20 protein-coding genes are annotated in these 18823 nt (G+C 34.2%); 10 read left to right on the top strand and 10 right to left on the bottom strand.

Annotated elements, in window-relative coordinates; translation table 11 throughout:
• Positions 1-8: 8 nt before the first annotated feature.
• The 4 genes from pnuC (at position 9) to FLP_RS03050 (ending at position 5642) form a co-directional block, all read left to right on the top strand.
• Complete coding sequence (pnuC, locus tag FLP_RS03065) at positions 9-632, top strand: nicotinamide riboside transporter PnuC (protein ID WP_065448063.1); 624 nt, start codon at positions 9-11, stop codon at positions 630-632.
• Positions 593-2707 (top strand): DUF4301 family protein, encoded by a 2115-nt coding sequence (locus tag FLP_RS03060; RefSeq protein ID WP_065448062.1) that lies wholly within the window; start codon positions 593-595, stop codon positions 2705-2707. Before pnuC ends, FLP_RS03060 begins: the two co-directional genes overlap by 40 nt.
• Positions 2707-3111 carry an alternative ribosome rescue aminoacyl-tRNA hydrolase ArfB gene (arfB, locus tag FLP_RS03055; protein ID WP_065448061.1) on the top strand — a complete coding sequence of 135 codons (405 nt, stop codon included), beginning with the start codon at positions 2707-2709 and terminating at the stop codon, positions 3109-3111. Before FLP_RS03060 ends, arfB begins: the two co-directional genes overlap by 1 nt.
• A 341-nt stretch (positions 3112-3452) precedes the next feature.
• Complete coding sequence (locus FLP_RS03050; protein WP_065448060.1) at positions 3453-5642, top strand: TonB-dependent receptor; 2190 nt, start codon at positions 3453-3455, stop codon at positions 5640-5642.
• Between the two features lie 54 nt (positions 5643-5696).
• On the opposite strand, the gene FLP_RS03045 is transcribed toward FLP_RS03050, so the two are convergent.
• Positions 5697-6110, bottom strand: coding sequence for a Rieske (2Fe-2S) protein (locus FLP_RS03045; RefSeq protein ID WP_065448059.1), 414 nt, complete (start codon positions 6108-6110; stop codon positions 5697-5699).
• Between the two features lie 155 nt (positions 6111-6265).
• Here FLP_RS03045 and greA point away from each other — a divergent pair, with 155 nt between their 5' ends.
• On the top strand, positions 6266-6742 hold the full coding sequence (gene greA / locus FLP_RS03040; protein WP_065448058.1) for a transcription elongation factor GreA: 477 nt from the start codon (positions 6266-6268) through the stop codon (positions 6740-6742).
• 67 nt (positions 6743-6809) lie between these two features.
• Positions 6810-7199, top strand: coding sequence for an HIT family protein (locus FLP_RS03035; protein WP_065448057.1), 390 nt, complete (start codon positions 6810-6812; stop codon positions 7197-7199).
• A 68-nt stretch (positions 7200-7267) separates the two neighbouring features.
• Here FLP_RS03035 and FLP_RS03030 read toward each other — a convergent pair whose 3' ends face one another.
• Positions 7268-8416 carry a sensor histidine kinase gene (locus tag FLP_RS03030; protein ID WP_065448056.1) on the bottom strand — a complete coding sequence of 383 codons (1149 nt, stop codon included), beginning with the start codon at positions 8414-8416 and terminating at the stop codon, positions 7268-7270.
• 161 nt (positions 8417-8577) lie between these two features.
• Between FLP_RS03030 and FLP_RS03025 the strand changes: the two genes are divergently transcribed.
• The 4 genes from FLP_RS03025 (at position 8578) to FLP_RS03010 (ending at position 11592) form a co-directional block, all read left to right on the top strand.
• Complete coding sequence (locus FLP_RS03025; protein ID WP_065448134.1) at positions 8578-9453, top strand: flavin reductase family protein; 876 nt, start codon at positions 8578-8580, stop codon at positions 9451-9453.
• Positions 9454-9482: 29 nt separating this feature from the next.
• Positions 9483-9854: a DUF3127 domain-containing protein gene (locus FLP_RS03020; protein ID WP_065448055.1), complete on the top strand. Its 372-nt coding sequence runs from the start codon at positions 9483-9485 to the stop codon at positions 9852-9854.
• Between the two features lie 302 nt (positions 9855-10156).
• Entirely contained in the window at positions 10157-10798 is a 642-nt protein-coding gene (aat, locus tag FLP_RS03015) for a leucyl/phenylalanyl-tRNA--protein transferase (RefSeq protein ID WP_065448054.1), read from the top strand.
• Positions 10798-11592 (top strand): MOSC domain-containing protein, encoded by a 795-nt coding sequence (locus FLP_RS03010; protein WP_065448053.1) that lies wholly within the window; start codon positions 10798-10800, stop codon positions 11590-11592. The genes aat and FLP_RS03010 overlap by 1 nt, the downstream gene beginning before the upstream one ends.
• On the opposite strand, the gene FLP_RS03005 is transcribed toward FLP_RS03010, so the two are convergent.
• The 8 genes from FLP_RS03005 to thiC form a co-directional block, all read right to left on the bottom strand.
• The gene (locus FLP_RS03005) at positions 11589-12299 is read right to left on the bottom strand and encodes a HesA/MoeB/ThiF family protein (RefSeq protein ID WP_065448052.1); all 711 of its coding nucleotides are present in this window, start codon (positions 12297-12299) and stop codon (positions 11589-11591) included. The two genes, FLP_RS03010 and FLP_RS03005, sit on opposite strands and share 4 nt — an antisense overlap.
• 64 nt (positions 12300-12363) lie before the next feature.
• Positions 12364-13476 carry a 2-iminoacetate synthase ThiH gene (thiH, locus tag FLP_RS03000; protein ID WP_065448051.1) on the bottom strand — a complete coding sequence of 371 codons (1113 nt, stop codon included), beginning with the start codon at positions 13474-13476 and terminating at the stop codon, positions 12364-12366.
• Positions 13477-13514: 38 nt separating this feature from the next.
• Positions 13515-13892 (bottom strand): GxxExxY protein, encoded by a 378-nt coding sequence (locus tag FLP_RS02995; RefSeq protein ID WP_065448050.1) that lies wholly within the window; start codon positions 13890-13892, stop codon positions 13515-13517.
• Positions 13893-14049: 157 nt separating this feature from the next.
• On the bottom strand, positions 14050-14826 hold the full coding sequence (locus FLP_RS02990) for a thiazole synthase (RefSeq protein ID WP_065448049.1): 777 nt from the start codon (positions 14824-14826) through the stop codon (positions 14050-14052).
• A complete protein-coding gene (locus tag FLP_RS02985) occupies positions 14807-15445 on the bottom strand; it encodes a thiamine phosphate synthase (RefSeq protein WP_065448048.1) in 639 nt (212 codons plus the stop codon). The genes FLP_RS02990 and FLP_RS02985 overlap by 20 nt, the downstream gene beginning before the upstream one ends.
• Positions 15438-16190, bottom strand: a complete 753-nt coding sequence (locus FLP_RS02980; protein WP_065448047.1) for a hydroxymethylpyrimidine/phosphomethylpyrimidine kinase — start codon at positions 16188-16190, stop codon at positions 15438-15440. The genes FLP_RS02985 and FLP_RS02980 overlap by 8 nt, the downstream gene beginning before the upstream one ends.
• On the bottom strand, positions 16157-16747 hold the full coding sequence (locus FLP_RS02975) for a thiamine phosphate synthase (protein WP_065448046.1): 591 nt from the start codon (positions 16745-16747) through the stop codon (positions 16157-16159). Before FLP_RS02975 ends, FLP_RS02980 begins: the two co-directional genes overlap by 34 nt.
• Positions 16748-16779: 32 nt before the next feature.
• Positions 16780-18603 carry a phosphomethylpyrimidine synthase ThiC gene (thiC, locus tag FLP_RS02970; RefSeq protein WP_065448133.1) on the bottom strand — a complete coding sequence of 608 codons (1824 nt, stop codon included), beginning with the start codon at positions 18601-18603 and terminating at the stop codon, positions 16780-16782.
• Between the last annotated feature and the right edge of the window lie 220 nt (positions 18604-18823).

The raw sequence follows: 18823 nt of genomic DNA, 5'->3' as shown, positions 1-18823 counted from the left end.
ACCGCCCAATGATAGATTTTTTTCTTGAAAGTTACAAAAACGCTCCTCTCTGGCACATTGCTTTGGAATTTTTAGTTTTTGTTTGTGGAATTTTAAGTGTTTGGTTTGCTAAAAAAGAAAATATCTGGGTATATCCAACAGGTTTAGTTGCTACTGTAATTTCAGTGTATTTGTTGTACGTTGCAGGTTATATTGGCGATATGATTATTAATGGGTATTTCTCTATAATGAGTATTTACGGTTGGTATGTTTGGGGAAAAGGTGGAACCACAGAAGATAATTTGCCTATTACGAGAACAAATGTTAATGAAAAAATAATTGGAGTTGTACTGTTTTTTGTAACTGTTTTTGTAGTTTTCGGAATTTATAAATATTTCGATTATGAAATTCATAAAGACAATTATGTCGATATGATTTCTTCTGGAATATTTTTTGCAGGGATGTGGTACATGGCCAGGAAAAAGATCGAAAACTGGACACTTTGGATCATAGGCGACATTATTGTAGTGCCTCTTTATGCCTATCGCGGCTTAGGGATGTTGTCGCTACAATATTTAATTTTTACAATTTTGGCTATTTCAGCTTATTTAGAATGGAGAAAAATCTTAGACAGCAAAAAACAGCTATCCTAAAAATTGCCTTATTTGGTCCTGAAAGTACAGGCAAAACCACATTGGCAAAACAACTTGCAGAATATTACGAAACCGAATGGGTTCCCGAATTTGCACGTGATTATTTGCAGGAAAAATGGGAAGAAAACCAACACATTTGTGTGGCCGATGATATGCTGCCTATTGCATATGGACAAGTTGCATTAGAAAATAAAAAATTGGCCTCGGCAAAAAATTATTTGTTTTCTGATACTAATTTGATGGTGACCAAAGTTTTTTCTGAAATGTATTATGGCTTTTGCGATCCGCTTTTAAACGAAGCTGCACTAGAACATGAATACGATTTATTTTTCCTTACCGATATTGATGTTCCTTGGGAAAAAGACGATATTAGAGATACTCCTGACGGAAGAGAATCTGTATTCTCGGTTTTTAAACAAACCCTGATTGATAATAAAAAGCCTTTTATAACACTTTCCGGTAATAAAGAAAGCCGTTTGGCAAAAGCAATTGCAATTATAGATAATTTATCTCTTGCAAAACAGCATGGTTTTTCATCAGCAGATTTTGTTCAGATATACAATCACGGAATTCCTTTTGATAAAATTCTGAAGCAACTTGAAATTTTTAAGAACGGAATTTTAAAAAGCAACTTAATAAATCCTGCAACCATTAATAACGGAATTTTAAGTTTATCAGAAACTGAATTCGAGGAAAAAGCGAATTTTTTTGATCTTCAAAAAGAAAAATTAAAACTAAAAAAGTTTGTTCCGGCTTCGGGTGCAGCAAGCAGAATGTTTAAATTTTTAACTGCTTTCCTGAATGATTTCGACATTAAAAAAGAAACTATAAATGCGTATATCAATAGAAAAAAAGACAGTGATTTGTCTATTTTTATTGTCGCAATGGATAAGTTTCCGTTTTTTAAAACATTAGACGAAAAGCTTAAAGAGATTTATCCTGATTTTGAAACTTTAGACAGGGATTATAAAAATTATTACTTCGTAAAAACATTACTTTCTCCTGAATATTTTGATTTTGCAAACAAGCCAAAAGCAGTTTTGCCATTTCATCAATATAAAACACATATAGCCAACCCGATAGAAGAACATTTGAATGAATGTGTTCATTATGCAACTTCAAATCAGGTTTCTAATTTACATTTTACAGTTTCTGAAATACATCAGACTTTATTCGAAAATGAAGTTGAGGTACTCAAAGAAAAAGTAGAACAAGATTCGAAAGTTAAAATTGATATTGGTTATTCGTACCAAAACAAAAGCACTGATTCTATTTGTGTAGACGCAAAAAATATTCCTGTTCGGGACAAAGACAATAATTTGGTTTTTAGACCTGGCGGACATGGAGCGTTGATTGAAAACTTAAAAGAACTCGATTCTGATATTATTTTCATCAAAAACATTGACAATGTAATTCAAAATCATATTGATAAAATCGCATTGTATAAAAAGGCTTTAGCCGGTGTTTTAATAAAAGTGCAGCAAAAAGTTTTTGGTTATTTGGATGCAATTGAAAAGCAGGAAATAAAAGAAGAAAATATCGAAGAAATTGTTGCTTTTTTAATGCAGAAACTCAATATTGAATTAAGTAATGATTTTAATAAATTCACTTTCGAGAATAAAGTCAATAAAATAAAAGAATTACTCAACAGACCTATTCGCGTTTGCGGAATGGTAAAAAATGAAGGAGAACCTGGTGGCGGACCGTTTTGGGTAAGAAATGATAAAGGCGCTGTTTCGTTACAGATTGTCGAAACATCGCAAGTAGATTTGTTGAATAAAAAACAAACCGAAATTCTTGCTGAAGCAACTCATTTCAATCCCGTTGATTTGGTTTGCGGAATCAAAAATTATAAAAATGAAAAGTTTGATTTACTTCAGTTTGTCGATCAAAAAGCAGGTTTTATAGTGGAGAAAAGTGTAGACGGAAAAACAGTCAAAAGCTATGAATTACCCGGATTATGGAATGGTGCCATGGCCAATTGGCTAACCATTTTTGTAGCAGTTCCCCTGATAACTTTTAATCCGGTGAAAACAGTAAACGATTTATTAAAAGCAGCACATCAGCCACAATAATGAATATCGAAAAAATCATATCAGAGTTAAGTTTCAAAGCCGTGAGAAGTAGTGGTGCCGGCGGACAAAATGTAAATAAAGTTTCTTCGAAAGTAGTTTTGACTTTTGACTTGAATACTTCTCAGGCTTTATCTGAGGAAGAAAAATTACTTTTGCTAACGAATATTTCCTCCCGATTAACAACAGAAAACGTCTTGATTTTAAACTGTGATGAAGACAGAAGCCAGATTAAAAACAAAGATATTGTCATAAAACGCTTTCTGGAAATTATCAAAAAAGGATTGTTTGTACCTAAAATTCGTAAAGCAACCAAGATTCCAAAATCGGTAATTAAGAAAAGAATAAAGGACAAAAAGAATATTTCTGAGAGAAAGCAATCTCGCAGAAAACCAGACTTAGATTAAATTCCAAAAAACTGAAATTCCAAATTCCAAAAAGCTCACTTATGTAGTTTTCAGTTGGAATTTGGAATTTCAGTTTTTTGAGATTTATTATTTTTGAGTTTAATTTATTGTAATTGATTTTTGCCATTGTCTTTTGACTTTTGAAATTTTTAACACTACATTTGCACTGTCTCAAAGGGGTGCTCTAAATAACGAGCTGAGATCATACCCAACGAACCTGAGCGAGTAATGTCGCTAAGGGAAATAAACGACAATTTTAGCGTGCACACTATATTTTGTCGTGAAACATTTATTAATTTTAACAAAGAATAATTCCCCCTTTTATTCGTAATTCTTTACGAATGAAAACTATTATTAAAGGTACCTTCACAGGCACAAAGACACAAAGGTTCAAAGGTTCAAAGCTGAACCAAAAGTCTATTTTCTTTTTTCTTTCTTCTATTTTCTTGGCACAATTTTCTTTCGCACAGGAACAAGATTCAACCAAAGTCAATAAACTTGACGATGTGTTAGTTTCAGCAGTTCGTGTTACGACAAAAACTCCTGTTACATTTAGTAATATGGATAAAAAGGAAATTAAATTTAGAAACTTAGGACAGGATATTCCTGTTTTAATGAACTATCTGCCATCTGTTGTTACTACTTCTGATGCAGGAGGTGGAATAGGGTATACCGGAATCAGAGTCCGCGGAAGCGATGCTACAAGAGTAAACGTAACCATCAACGGAATTCCGTATAATGATTCTGAAAGTCAGGGAACTTTCTGGGTAAACATGCCGGACTTTGCTTCGTCTGTAGAAAGTTTACAGCTGCAGCGTGGTGTAGGAACTTCGACAAATGGTTCAGGAGCTTTTGGCGCAAGTTTAAATATGCTTACAGATAGTTATGCTTCAAAACCAACCGGAGAAATTTCCAGTTCTTACGGAAGTTTCAATTCAAACAAAAACACGGTAAAATTTAGTACAGGTTTATTAAACGATCATTTTGAATTGGCCGGACGTTTGTCTACCATTAAATCTGATGGTTATGTAGATCGTGCCAGTTCGGATCTTAAATCCTATTTTCTGCAAGGGACTTACGTAGGAAAAACAACTTTAATTAAAGCATTGGTTTTTGGCGGAACTGAAAAAACCTACCAATCCTGGAACGGAATTGATGCTGAAACTTTAAATTCAGATCGAACTTATAATTCTGCAGGGAAATATAAAGATGAAGCAGGAAATGTTCATTTCTATGACAATGAAACGGATAATTACAAACAAAATCACTATCAATTACATTGGAGCGAATCATGGTCTGATAAATGGAGCAGCAACTTCGCTCTTCATTATACAAAAGGACAAGGATTTTATGAAAATTATAAATACAATGAACCAGTAGAAGGATACGGACCAATTCAGCCTACAAAGATGGTTGAAAATGATTTGGGAGAATTAGTTCCCGGAACAGATTTAATTCGTCAGAAATGGTTAGATAATGATTTTTACGGAACAACTTTTTCTGTAAAATACAAAGAAGAAAAGCTGGATGTTATTCTTGGTGGAGGCTGGAACAAATATGAAGGCGATCATTACGGAAAAGTAATCTGGGCAAGAAATTCTGATCTGTCGGAACTAGGCGATCATTATTATGATGATTATTCAACCAAAACAGATGGAAATGTCTTTGCAAAAGCCAACTATCAGTTTACTGAAAAATTGAGTTTCTACGGCGATTTACAATATAGAAGAGTTCAGTACAAAGCAAATTCAAAAGAAACAGGAATAGTCGATGATACTTTCAATTTCTTTAATCCAAAAGCGGGTTTAAATTACGAAATCAATCAAAAAAACGCACTTTATTTTTCATACGCCCGTGCGAATCGTGAACCAAACAGAACCGATTACGAAGGCGGAAACGTAAAACCTGAAAAATTAAATGATTTTGAATTAGGATGGAGATTCAATTCAGAGAAATTTCAACTAAATTCTAATTTCTACTATATGGGTTATAAAGATCAATTGATTTTAACCGGAAGATTAGATGATGTTGGAGCGCCCATTCGTGCCAATACTGAAAAAAGCTACCGTTTAGGTTTTGAAGTAGATGCAACGATCAAGCTTTCTGAGAAATTTCTTCTTAGACCTAATTTCACTTTAAGCAGCAATAAAAATGTCGATTTAGCTGTTGAAGGACAATACTACGGAACAACAGATATTGCTTATTCGCCAAATGTGATTGCCGGAAATATTATTGTGTACAGCCCAATGGAGAGTTTACACATTTCGTTATTGCAAAAATTTGTTGGAGAGCAATACATGAACAATATCGAATTGCCCGAAGCGAAGCTGGCGGATTATTTTGTAAACGATTTGAATATTTCTTACGAAATAAAACCAAAATCAGTTTTCAAATCGATTATGATTACCGGTTTAGTAAACAATATTCTGGATAAAAAATATGTTTCAAACGGAGCCATGTGGGATATTTATCCTTACTACTATCCGCAGGCAGGAATTAATTTCTTAGCCGGACTGACATTGAAATTTTAATAAGCTTAAAAGCAAAAAAGCCTGAAAATGTAAACTTTCAGGCTTTTTTTTATATTAATTATAAACGTGAATTACACTTCCGCTTACTTCAACTCGATATTGTTTTAATGGATATTCTTGTCCTCCAAGTCCGGTAAATAAGCTATACTCTGTTTTGTCGCAGGAACAAACCGCATTGATGCCATTAATTGTCATAGCAATGCATGAAGTCACAGATTGATTAGGACAGGCAGCATCAAATGCATTATAGCCACTTCCGGCATTAAAAATGATAATTCCTTTTGCTCCGTAATTAGGAACGATAACGCCGTTACTTACAAATTTAAGATTAGAATAAGCAGGTAAATTCATGTCAACGGTCAGGTTGACAGGGTAACTTGGTATGTTTGGGTTTTTGTTGCTGTTATTATTATCACTGCAGGAAATAAGTAGCGAAACAAAGACGATTAATAGCCAGAATTTTTTCATTATTTTAATAAGAATTAGTGAAACAAAAATAATTTATTTAGATTTGATTTTTATATGATTAACATATAATTATGTACTATAAAAAATAATAGTATATTTGTAATACAAAATCCCGTCCCGATGGGATTTTTTGTATTTATATAAACGACGAAGTTATGAGTAAAGTATCTTATTATACAGCAGAAGGATTAAAAAAATTAAAAGATGAGTTGGAGCATTTAAAAAGTGTAATGCGTCCAAAGGCATCTCAAGATATAGCAGAAGCAAGAGACAAAGGTGATTTATCTGAAAACGCCGAATATGATGCCGCAAAAGAAGCACAAGGTTTACTTGAAATGAGAATTTCTAAGCTGGAGGAAGTATATTCTAATGCAAGATTAATAGACGAATCGCAATTAGACGTTTCGAAAGCGTTGGTACTTTCTAATGTAAAAATTAAAAACCAAGGCAACGGAATGGAAATGAAATATACACTTGTTGCTGAAAGTGAAGCCGATTTGAAAACAGGAAAAATCTCTGTAACATCTCCTATTGGGAAAGGTTTATTAGGAAAATCTGTTGGAGAAGTAGCTGAAATCACAGTGCCAAACGGAGTTTTGAAATTTGAGATTCTTGAAATCACAAGAGACTAATTTTTTTAAGGTTTAACTGTTTAATCGTTAAATCGGTTAAACGATTAATCAAATAAACGAATAAACGATGAGTTCAATATTCACGAAAATAGTAAACGGAGAAATTCCTGCATATAAAATTGCTGAAGACGACAATTACCTGGCTTTTTTAGATGTAAATCCAAATGCAAAAGGACACACGCTTTGTATTCCGAAACAAGAAATCGATAAGATTTTTGATATGGATGATGAGTTGTATTTAGGGCTAATGAAGTTTTCTAAGAAAATTGCAATTGCTTTAGAGAAAAGTGTTCCCTGCAAAAGAGTAGGAATGGCTGTCGTAGGATTAGAAGTTCCTCATGCCCACGTTCATTTAATTCCATTAAACCATATGGATGAAATGCGTTTTCATGATAAAGTATCACTTTCTAAAGAAGAATTTGAAGCTTTGGCTAAAAGTATTCAGGCAAATTTGTAAAACATAGAGGTTCGACTTCGCTCAGCCTGACATTCAAACATAAAAAAAGTGTAGTAAAGTAATTTTTGCTACACTTTTTTATTTAGAGAAATCTGAAATGTAGTTCCTTTTCCAATTTCAGAATGTAGGACTTTTATTTTTCCGCTATGATATTCTTCAACTATTCTTTTGGTTAAGGAAAGCCCCAATCCCCAACCACGTTTTTTTGTAGTGAATCCTGGTTCGAAGATGGTTTTAAATTGATTTTTAGCAATCCCGGTTCCGGAATCTTTTACATTTATTTTTACATGATGTGCATCCTGTTCAATTTGAAGATCTAAACTTCCTTTCCCTTTCATGGCATCAATAGCATTTTTAACTAAATTTTCAATCGTCCAGCTGTGCAGCGTTGGATTTATCATTACCATAATAGGTTTTTCTGGCGCATTATAAGAAAAAGTAACTTGTTTAGAAAAACGGGATTGCAAATATTCATAAATATGCAGCGTTTCAGTAATAATATTATGTTCTTCTAAAACAGGAACCGATCCAATTTTAGAAAAACGATCTGTAATGGTTTGTAATCTTTCGATGTCTTTTTCTATTTCTACTGTTATCGATTGATCAATATCTTCTGTTTTTAATATCTCAACCCATCCAATTAGAGATGATAAAGGTGTACCAATTTGATGGGCAGTTTCTTTTGCCATTCCTGCCCACAGTTTATTTTGAGTGGCCATTTTGGTACTTTTGTAAAAGTTGTAAATCAAAGCACCAAACAAAAAGATAATCAGCAATAAAGCAACCGGATAATACTTGAGTTTCTTTAGTAATGCAGAATTTCCATAGTAAACCTGCTGTTGTTTTCCCGGAGCATATTCAATGAGAATAGGTTCATTCTCATTTTTTAAATTGGCTAAGTACGCTGACAATTTATCTTTATCTTCAATAATTTCATCAGGGATATTCTTTGAGCTAATTACTTTGCCATACATCGTGAGCATAACAGGAACAGAATTATTGTTGTTTATTATCTCAAGCGGTAAATCCAAGTCGGTATTTTCATCAGCATTGATAAGCGTTTTTGAAGCATTTGCCCAAAGATTCATCTTTATTCGCTCTTCATTTTTGAAAATTTGGAAAAAAGTATAAGTGTTCCAAAGAATCAAAGAAATGATTAAAAAGGAAATGAAAATAATAATCCAACGAGTAGTATTTCTTCTTTCAGAAAAAGACATAAATTATTTTTTGAGGTATAAATATAACGAAATAAACACATTTAATATTTTATAAACGGCTAAAGATTTTTTGTTTTTAAATCTAAAACTATTTCTTTGACAAAAACGATTTCTCTACTTTTGCATTAACCGAAATGAGATTTGGTCAAAAAGAAAAATCTATGATTAGCATCGATCCAAAAGAAATTCCAACGGCAAAACTGCAGGGCTATTTGCAAAGCGCTGTGGGGCCAAGGCCTATTGCCTTTGCAAGTACTATTAGTGCAAAAGGAATCCCAAATTTGTCGCCATTTAGTTTCTTTAATGTGTTCAGTACCAATCCGCCAATTTTGGTTTTTTCGCCGGCACGCCGCGTACGCGATAATACTGTAAAACACACGTTGATCAATGCAGAGGCAACTCGCGAAGTGGTGATAAATGTTGTGAATTATGATATGGTGCAGCAAACCTCCTTGGCAAGTACCGAATATGGAGAAGGTGTAAACGAGTTTATCAAAGCCGGACTAACGCAAATTCCGTCAGATTTAGTAAAACCGTATCGCGTAAAAGAGTCGCCGGTGCAGTTTGAGTGCAAAGTCACGCAGATTATTCCGTTAGGAGATCAGGGCGGAGCGGGCAATTTGATTCTTTGTGAGGTGGTAAAAATGCATATTCACGAAGCAATTTTAGATGAAAACGGAGCTATCGATCAGCATAAAATTGATCTGGTTTCAAGATTAGGAAGTAATTGGTATTCAAGATCTAATCAGGGACTTTTTGAAGTGCCAAAACCTCTTACAACATTAGGTGTTGGTGTAGATATAATCCCTAATTATATCAGGGAAAGCCCCGTTTTTAACGGAAATGATCTCGGGAAATTAGGTAATATTGAAGCCTTGCCTACAACGGAAGAAGTTAGTATATTTGTGAAAGAAAACTTTTCGGTGAAAGGAGTATTAAGTTCCGATGATCAGGAAAAGGTACATTTAGAAGCCAAAAAATATTTGAATAAAGATGATATTTCATCGGCATGGAAAGTGCTTTTAGCAAAAAAATAGAAAAGAAACAATAATTAATATAGAAGAAGATGGAAGTTACAGGAAAAGTAAAAGTGGTGAACCCAGAGCAACAAGTTAGTGCTGCATTCAAAAAAAGAGAGTTGGTTGTTACCACAGATGAGCAGTATCCACAGCATATTTTGATCGAATTTACACAAGATAAATGCGATTTATTAAGTAGCTACAAACAAGGAGAGGCAGTAAAAGTTTCTATCAATTTAAGAGGAAGAGAATGGGTTAATCCACAAGGAGAAACCAGATATTTCAATAGTATTCAAGGTTGGAGAATCGAAAGATTAGCACCAGAAGGACCTGGACAAACTCCGGCAATGCCAACTGCTGAAACTTTTGCTCCGGCAACAAACTTAAACGAAGACGAACCAGACGATTTACCTTTCTAAGCGTTTAAAATTCAAAAAATAAATTCCAAATTCCAATTCATGTAAATGTGTTAATTGGGGTTTGGAATTTTGTTTTAATCTCAGTTTTTGTCATTTCGACCGAAGGGAAATCACACACGTAATTCGACAAAGATTGATGATTTTGATTGTGGAGTTTCTAGTGTGATTTCTCCCTTCGGTCGAAATGACAACATTGAACAGAGTTATTACGTGCAGACCTTTGTCAAAGTTTTAAACTTTGACAAAGGTTTTCTAATCAGCACTTGGAATTTGGAATTTAAAAAATTGGAATTTTTAAAAACATGTATTACGTATTCAACGATTTATTTTTTCCTCCCGTTTCAGAAGCCGATGAAGAAGGCATTCTGGCCATTGGCGGTGACTTAGATCCAGAACGATTAAAGTTAGCTTACAAAAGCGGAATTTTCCCTTGGTTTAATGAAGGTGATCCAATTCTTTGGTGGTCGCCGGATCCCAGAATGGTTTTGTTTTTGGATGAATTGATTGTATCTAAAAGTATGCGGAATATTTTGAACAGAAATCAATTTAAAGTTACGTTGAATCAGAACTTTAAAGAGGTTATTTCGAATTGCCAGAACATAAAACGCGATGGTCAAAACGGAACCTGGATTTCAAACGAAATGATCGATGCCTATTGCAAACTGAATGAACAGGGAATTGCAAAATCTGTTGAGGTTTGGCAGGATGAGGTTTTGGTTGGCGGTTTATATGGGATCGACTTAGGACATGTTTTTTGTGGAGAAAGTATGTTTTCGAAAGTGTCAAATGCTTCAAAAGTTGCTTTTATTGCTTTAGTAAATTATTTACAAAAAGAAAATTACAAACTTTTAGATTGTCAGGTTTACAATCCGCATTTAGAAAGTTTAGGTTGCCGCGAAATCGATCGTGAAGAATTTATGTCTATTATAGAAAATAAGGAATAATGAGTGCAATTTATAGTGTAAAAGAAATCTATATCTATCCGATAAAAAGTTTAGCCGGAATTAGTTGCCAAGAAGCTTTGGCTGAAGAAATGGGATTCGAAAACGATCGAAGATGGATGTTAATTGATGCGGATAATCAAATGATTACGCAGAGAGAACATCGCATTATGAGTCAGTTCTATCCGAAGATTTCAGGAAAAAAAATCAGCATTACTTTTAAGGATCAAAAGCATGAATTTTCTATTCAAGAACATTTAGATCATTCGATAGAAGTGAATGTTTGGGATGATAAGAGCGAAGTTATAGAAGTGAATGCATCAACTTCAAAATGGTTTAGCGAACATTTGGGTTTTGAATGTAAATTGGTTAAAATCATCAAAAACGGAGATCGTAAACATGAAAGTTCAAAATTAAAAGAAACTTTCAATGTAAGTCTTGCTGATGGTTATCCGTATTTAATGATAGGAAGTCAAAGCTTGGATTTTCTAAACGAAAAATTAACAGATAAAATTACCGTTTTAAGATTTCGCCCTAACCTCGTAATAAGTACAGAAATTCCTCATGAAGAGGATGATTTCACCACTTTTAAAATTGGAGAAGTAAATTTTAAAAATATAAAAACATGCGAAAGATGTATTATGGTGAATAATGATCCTGATAATAGTAAATTAAAAAAAGAACCTCTCAAAACCTTAAGTAAATATCGAGTAGTGAATAATTCTGTTTTATTCGGAACCAATGTTGTGAGTTTAAATTCGGGAATTATCAGTGTTGGCGATGAAATTGTCTTCTAGAAATTCAGTTTTGTAAAGTTCCAGTTTAATGTATTAAAAAGTACCAATTCATTTTTTAAAGCAGTTAATTCCAGAATTAATTTTAAGGTTTCGTGCGCCATCATAGTTCCAATAATCCCCGGAAGAGTACCCAAAACGCCATTCAAATTACAATTCGGAACATCTTTTGGATCTGGCATTTCAGGAAATAAATCACGTAAATTTTTACTGCCATTGTGATTGAAAACTGCAACTTGACCTTCAAATTTTAGAATACTTCCGTAAACCAATGGTTTTTGTAAAGCAACACAAGTATCATTTACCAGATATCGCGTTGCAAAATTATCCGAACCATCTACTACAATATCATACTGCTGAATTATTTTTTCGGCATTTTCAGTAGTCAGTTTTTCTCTAATTGCAATTACTTCGATCAAAGGATTTAGCTTTGAAATTACATATTTTGCAACAGCCGCTTTTTCCTGACCAATTTCATTTTCAGTATATAAAATTTGGCGATGTAGATTATGAATTTCGATAATATCAAAATCCATAATTCCTATAAATCCAACTCCTGCAGTTGAAATATATTGCAAAATGGGACAGCCTAAACCGCCTGCACCAATTACTAAAACTTTTGCTTTTTTTAGTTTTTCCTGACCTTCATCGCCAATTTCGGGTAATATAGTTTGTCTGTTGTAACGGAGAAATTCTTGAATAATGCTCATTTTGGAAATTTTAGATTTTAGATTTTAGATTGTTGGAATTTGAAATTTAAAAATTGGAATTTCTTTACCCATAACATTTATCCCAATCCTTCCAAACCGGTTCGTAACCTGAATTTGTTATGACTTCAGCGATTTCTTTAGCCGATCTTTCGTCGCTAATTTCAAATTGTTCTAAAGATTGCGGATCAACTACATAACCTCCGGGATTTGTTTTAGATCCGGCACTCATACTCGTAACTCCAATCGGGATAATGTTGTTTCTGAATTTTTCATTTTCTCGGGTCGAAATCGAAATTTCAAGATCTTCATTCCACAATCGATAGGCACAAATCAATTGGGTTAAATCTTTATCGTCCATAATAAAATTGGGTTCGATAATACCTTCGGCAGGACGTAATCTGGGAAAAGAAACGGAATATTTCGTTTGCCAGTATTTCTTTTGGAGATAATCCAGATGCAAAGCATTAAAAAAACTATCCGTTCGCCAATCTTCCAAACCTAATAAAACGCCTAAACCTATCTTATGTATTCCGGCGGTTCCAATTCGGTCAGGCGTTTCGAGTCTATAATCGAAATTTGATTTTTTACCTTTGGTATGGTATTTTTTGTATACTTCCTGATGATACGTTTCCTGATACACTAAAACGGAATACACACCTGCTTCATGCAAACGTTTATAATCTTCGGTAGAAAGTGGCTGAACTTCTACAGAAATAATCGAAAACTCTTTTCGTATTAAGTCAATTGCATTCAGGAAATAATTAATGTTTACAGTATAATTTGCTTCGCCCGTAACCAATAAAACGTGATCGAAACCTGTATTTTTTAGTGCTTCGACTTCGAGTTTTATTTCAGCATCAGAAAGCGTTTTCCGTTTGATTTTATTATCTAAACTAAAGCCGCAATACGTACAAATGTTTTGACATTCGTTGCTTAAATAAAGTGGTGCATACATTTGGATGGTTTTGCCGAAACGTTTTTTAGTGATTTCATGGCATTGCTGTGCCATTTGCTCTAAATAATTTTGTGCTACAGGAGAAATCAAAACTAAAAAATCATCGAGATTGCGTTTGTTTTTTGCCAAAGCTCGTTCGACATCCTGAGAAGTTGTTTTGTATATTTTAGATTGAATGGTATTCCAGTCGTATTGTTCAAAAATAGATTTGAATGTTTTCATTTAGATTGTGGTTTTTTCACGCAGATTTATCAGATAGATTAGATTTTATTTGCGACTCGATGTATATTATCTAGAATATTTGTGCAATTAAAATTGACTAATAACCCGAGTTTTTTATTTGTTAGTTTTAAATAAGTATTTAATTGTTTAAAGTGAATGGATTTCAATTCATCAACAGATTTCAATTCAACAATTACTTTGTCTTCAACCAATAGATCTAATCGAAAAGTGATATCTAATTCTACGTTATCATATTTAACGGGTAGATTAACTTGTTTGATGGTGTTTAATCCATCCTTATTTAATTGATAATATAAAGCGCTTTCGTAAATTGATTCTAATAATCCGGGACCTAAAGTATTATAAACTGTAAAAATAGCACCTCGTATTTTATATGAAATTTCATTTTCGGACATAATAATGATTTTAACTTTAAATCAAATTTAATGAAATTTCCTACTTTATATAAAAAAATAATTTTCTCGCAGATTTGGCAGATTGAGCAGATTTTTTTTGCATTTTGCTAAATTTTATAAATCTGCTCAATCTGCCAAATCTGCGAGAGATTAAAAACTAGTCATATAAAAAAGAAGTCAAAGGACTAGAAGCCACGGCATAATTTTGTTGATGAGCAATTCGGGCTTCAAATGCTTTTCGTCCTGCAATAACAGCTGCTGCAAAAGCTTCTGCCATTAATTTTGGGTTTCCTGCAACGGCAATTGCAGTATTGACCAAAACAGCATCGGCACCAATTTCCATTGCTTTTGCAGCGTCAGATGGTGCGCCAATTCCGGCATCAACAATTACGGGAACATTGCTTTGTTCGATTATAATCTCCAGGAAATCTATTGTTTTAAGACCTTTATTACTGCCAATTGGTGAGCCCAAAGGCATTACAGCAGTTGTTCCCACATTTTCTAAATGTTTACACAAAACAGGATCGGCATGAATATAAGGCAAAACAAAGAAACCAAGTTTAGCCAGTTCTTCGGTTGCTTTTAAAGTTTCTATAGGATCCGGCATTAAGTATTTTGGATCGGGATGAATCTCTAGCTTTAACCAATTTGTTTCTAAAGCTTCTCTGGCCAATTGAGCAGCAAAAACAGCTTCTTTGGCATTTCTCGCGCCCGAAGTATTCGGCAATAAATGAATATTTGGGTGGTGTAAATGCGATAAAATAGCATCGGTTTCGGTTTCTAAATCGATGCGTTTTAGGGCAACAGTTACTAATTCACTTCCTGATGCTAAAATGGCTTCTTCCATTTCAAGGTTCGAACCAAATTTTCCGGTTCCTAAAAATAGGCGGGAGGTTAAGGTTTTGTCTCCAATTTTAAACAATGACGTTTGCATATAACTTTTCGTTTAGTTGTTGAATTAATCTCTTTTTTTGATCATTATTCGTGATCATACCGGAAACGGCAATACCATGAATTCCTGTTTCCATTAACGGATTTATATCGTTTAATGTAATTCCTCCAATAGCGTAAATGGGAATTTGGATTTTATTATCTTTTAGTTTGTGAATGATTTTAGAATAGCCTGATAATCCTAAAATCGGACTTAGTTTTTCTTTGGTTTCTGTAAATCTAAAAGGTCCCAAACCAATATAGTTACAGCCATTTTTTACATGATCTTCAATGTCTTCAAAAGTATTTGCCGTTCCTCCAATAATTTTAGTGTTGCCTAAAATAGCTCGTGCTTCTGCAATATTCATATCGGTTAAGCCCAAGTGAACTCCGTCGGCAGCAATTTGCTGAGCGAGATAGAGATTGTCGTTTACAATAAAATTGGCGAGATATTCTTCGCATAAAAATTTTACCGCTTCGGCCAGAGCGAATGTATCTTTTTCAGTTTGTTGCTTAAATCGCATTTGCACCCAATCACATCCTGCGTCGAGTGCCTGATGAATATTGTACAATTGTTCTTCGATTGTATTGCCTTGTGAGATGTATTGTAATTTGTTATACATAATGATGTCCGATTAAAGTTGAATTTGAACTCAGGAATTTTTCTATGTAGGTTTTCGCATTTTTACAAGCTTCTGTTAGCGTTTTATTTAAAGCCAGATTTGAGGCAATGGCAGAGGATAAAACACAGCCAGAACCGTGTTTTTCAAAGCATTTTTTATTAGACGGAAGTAAATCGATAATTTCATTTTTCAGAAATAATCGATCGGTTCCAATTTCAATAGGATTATGCCCGCCTTTTAATAAAATAGCGCATGGAATTCCTTTTTGAAGCCCAAGTTGATTCGAAATAAAATCTGGAAATAAAATTTTTGCTTCATTATAGTTGGGTGTAATCAAATCAATTTTGGATAGTATTTTATTCAACTCCAATTGGTTTTCAATTGCGATGAAGTTGAAATTTGTAGTTGATTTTAAAACCGGATCCCAAACAATTTGCGTTATTGGAGATACTGTTTTTATTGTCGAAAGAATTTGGTTTAAATAATCTAACGAAGGAACAATCCCAATTTTTACTGCTTTGATTTTATAGTTTTGGAATAAAGTCTCAATTGATCGGGTAACAAAATTCAAATCAGTCCATTCAATTTCAAAAAACTCATTTTCAGTCTGAATAGTATTCGCCGTTGTGATGGCAAATCCGGTCACCTGATGTTGCTCAAATGTTTTGATATCCGCCAAAACACCTGCACCACCAATGGGGTCAAAACCTGCTATACTAAGTGCGATTGGGCGATTTGTTGACATAATTTGAATTGTTTTATTGGGTTTTCATTATTCCAGATTGTTCCTAAAAGTGCTATATCATCAAAACCATTTTCTAATGTTTCTTTGATGTTTTTAGCATCAATTCCGCCTAAAGCGATCACTTTTATTTTGTGATTTGTTCTTCGTTTTAAAGCTTCAAAAAGATTGGTTTTTGGATGATAATTTTCTTTAGAAATACTTGTAAAAACAGGACTTAAAAATGCATAATCAAAATCATTTTTTAAAGAATTGAAATCTTCAATAGAATGTGTTGATGTTGACAAAATCTTTTGATCTGAACTAATTGAAAAAATATTTCGTCTGTTTTTTTCAGAAAAATGAATTCTGCTAATCCCAAAATCTTCTGCTAATTCATGATGATTGTGCAAAACCAATTTAGAGCGGAATTCTAATCTTATTATATGAATAAATTGTGCCATTTCAAGTTCAGAAAAATCAGGTTTCCGAATATGAAGCAAAGACAATCCTTCTTCAAATAAAGATTCGATAGTGCTGATTTCATTTGCAATAGCAGAAGGATTTGTAATTACAATCATAGTCTTTCCTCTTTGTTCTTTTCTCTATATTCTTAGATATAAATCTCTTTCCCTTGCTCAATAAACTCCTCTGATTTCTCCTGCATACCTTTTTCAGCTGCAGCGACATCACGAATTTCCTGAGATATTTTCATCGAACAGAATTTTGGTCCGCACATCGAACAGAAATGTGCTACTTTTGCGCCATCTGCAGGAAGGGTTTCGTCATGAAATTCTCGTGCTGTATCAGGATCTAAAGAAAGATTGAATTGATCTTCCCAACGGAATTCAAAACGTGCTTTGCTTAAAGCATTGTCACGATATTGTGCTCCCGGATGACCTTTGGCTAAATCTGCAGCATGAGCCGAAATTTTATAGGTGATTACGCCATCTTTTACATCTTTTTTATTGGGTAAGCCAAGATGCTCTTTTGGTGTAACATAACACAACATCGCACAACCGTACCAACCAATCATCGCAGCTCCAATGGCCGATGTAATATGATCGTAACCTGGTGCAATATCAGTCGTTAAAGGTCCTAAAGTATAAAATGGAGCTTCATGACAATGCTCTAATTGTTTGTCCATGTTTTCTTTGATCATATGCATCGGTACGTGACCCGGACCTTCGATGAAAACCTGAACATCATGTTTCCAGGCAATTTTGGTTAGTTCGCCAAGCGTTTCTAGTTCGGCGAATTGTGCAGCGTCATTAGCATCGGCAATAGATCCGGGACGTAAACCATCTCCAAGAGAAAATGCAACATCATATTGTTTCATGATTTCGCAAATTTCCTCGAAATGGGTATATAAGAAGTTTTCTTTATGGTGAAATAAACACCATTTTGCCATGATTGATCCGCCACGGGAAACGATTCCGGTAACACGATCAGCGGTTAAATGAATGTAACGCAATAAAACTCCGGCATGAATGGTGAAATACGAAACACCTTGTTCTGCCTGTTCAATTAAAGTATCGCGGAAAACTTCCCAAGTTAAATCTTCGGCGACTCCTTTTACTTTTTCTAAGGCCTGATAAATAGGAACTGTACCAATAGGAACCGGAGAATTACGAATAATCCATTCTCTTGTTTCGTGAATGTTTTTTCCGGTTGATAAATCCATAATGGTGTCTGCACCCCAACGGCAAGCCCAAACTGCTTTTTCGACTTCTTCTTCGATACTTGATGTTACTGCGCTGTTCCCGATGTTAGCGTTTATTTTTACTAAAAAATTACGACCAACGATCATAGGCTCGCTTTCGGGATGGTTGATGTTGTTGGGTATTATGGCTCGTCCGCAAGCGACTTCGCTTCGTACAAATTCGGGAGTGATTTTACTTTTTGGTGTATTGGCTCCAAAACTATGTCCGCTGTGCTGGCATTTCATAGCTTTTGTTTGCTCGTTCAAAAGTTCGATGCGCTGGTTTTCGCGAATCGCAATGTATTCCATTTCTGGAGTTATGATGCCTTGTTTGGCGTAATATAATTGTGTTACATTTGCCCCATTTTTGGCACGTTTTGGCTGGTGTAAATATTCGAAACGAAGGTGATCTAAACTTTCGTCTTTTAATCGGGTTTGTCCGTAATCTGATGTGATTTCGTTTAGGATCTCTACATCATTTCGGTTTAAAATCCATTCTTCTCTTAGTCTGGGTAATCCTTTACGAATGTCAATTGTAATATCTGGATCTGTGTACGGACCTGAAGTGTCGTAAATTGTTACAGGTGGATTTTTTTCGATTCCGCCATTAGAAAGTTTGGTATCGCTAAGGATTACTTCGCGCATGGCTACTTCTATGGGATGAATTTCGCCTTTTACATATACTTTTTTGGAGTTAGGAAAAGGGGTTCTGGAGATTTGTTCTTCTGTAGTCATAAGATTTTTTGTTTCAGGTTTCAAGTTTCAGGTTGATGAAGATTATGTTTTATGTAGAGACGCACAGCAGTGCGTCTTTTTTGGTGTTTCTTGAGTAATTGGAATTTGGAATTTAATTTTTGGAATTTATTTTTTCTGCCAGGGATAGAAGTGGAAAGCCCGTAAAGGAAGAAACCGTAAAAAATAAGGATTAGGAAAGCGACCAGCGGAAGCTTTACTA

Source organism: Flavobacterium piscis (genome assembly GCF_001686925.1).
In the GTDB taxonomy this organism is placed as follows: Bacteria; Bacteroidota; Bacteroidia; order Flavobacteriales; family Flavobacteriaceae; genus Flavobacterium; species Flavobacterium piscis.
Note: the sequence above shows the minus strand (reverse complement) of the source record. Positions and strands in the feature narration are given on the sequence as shown.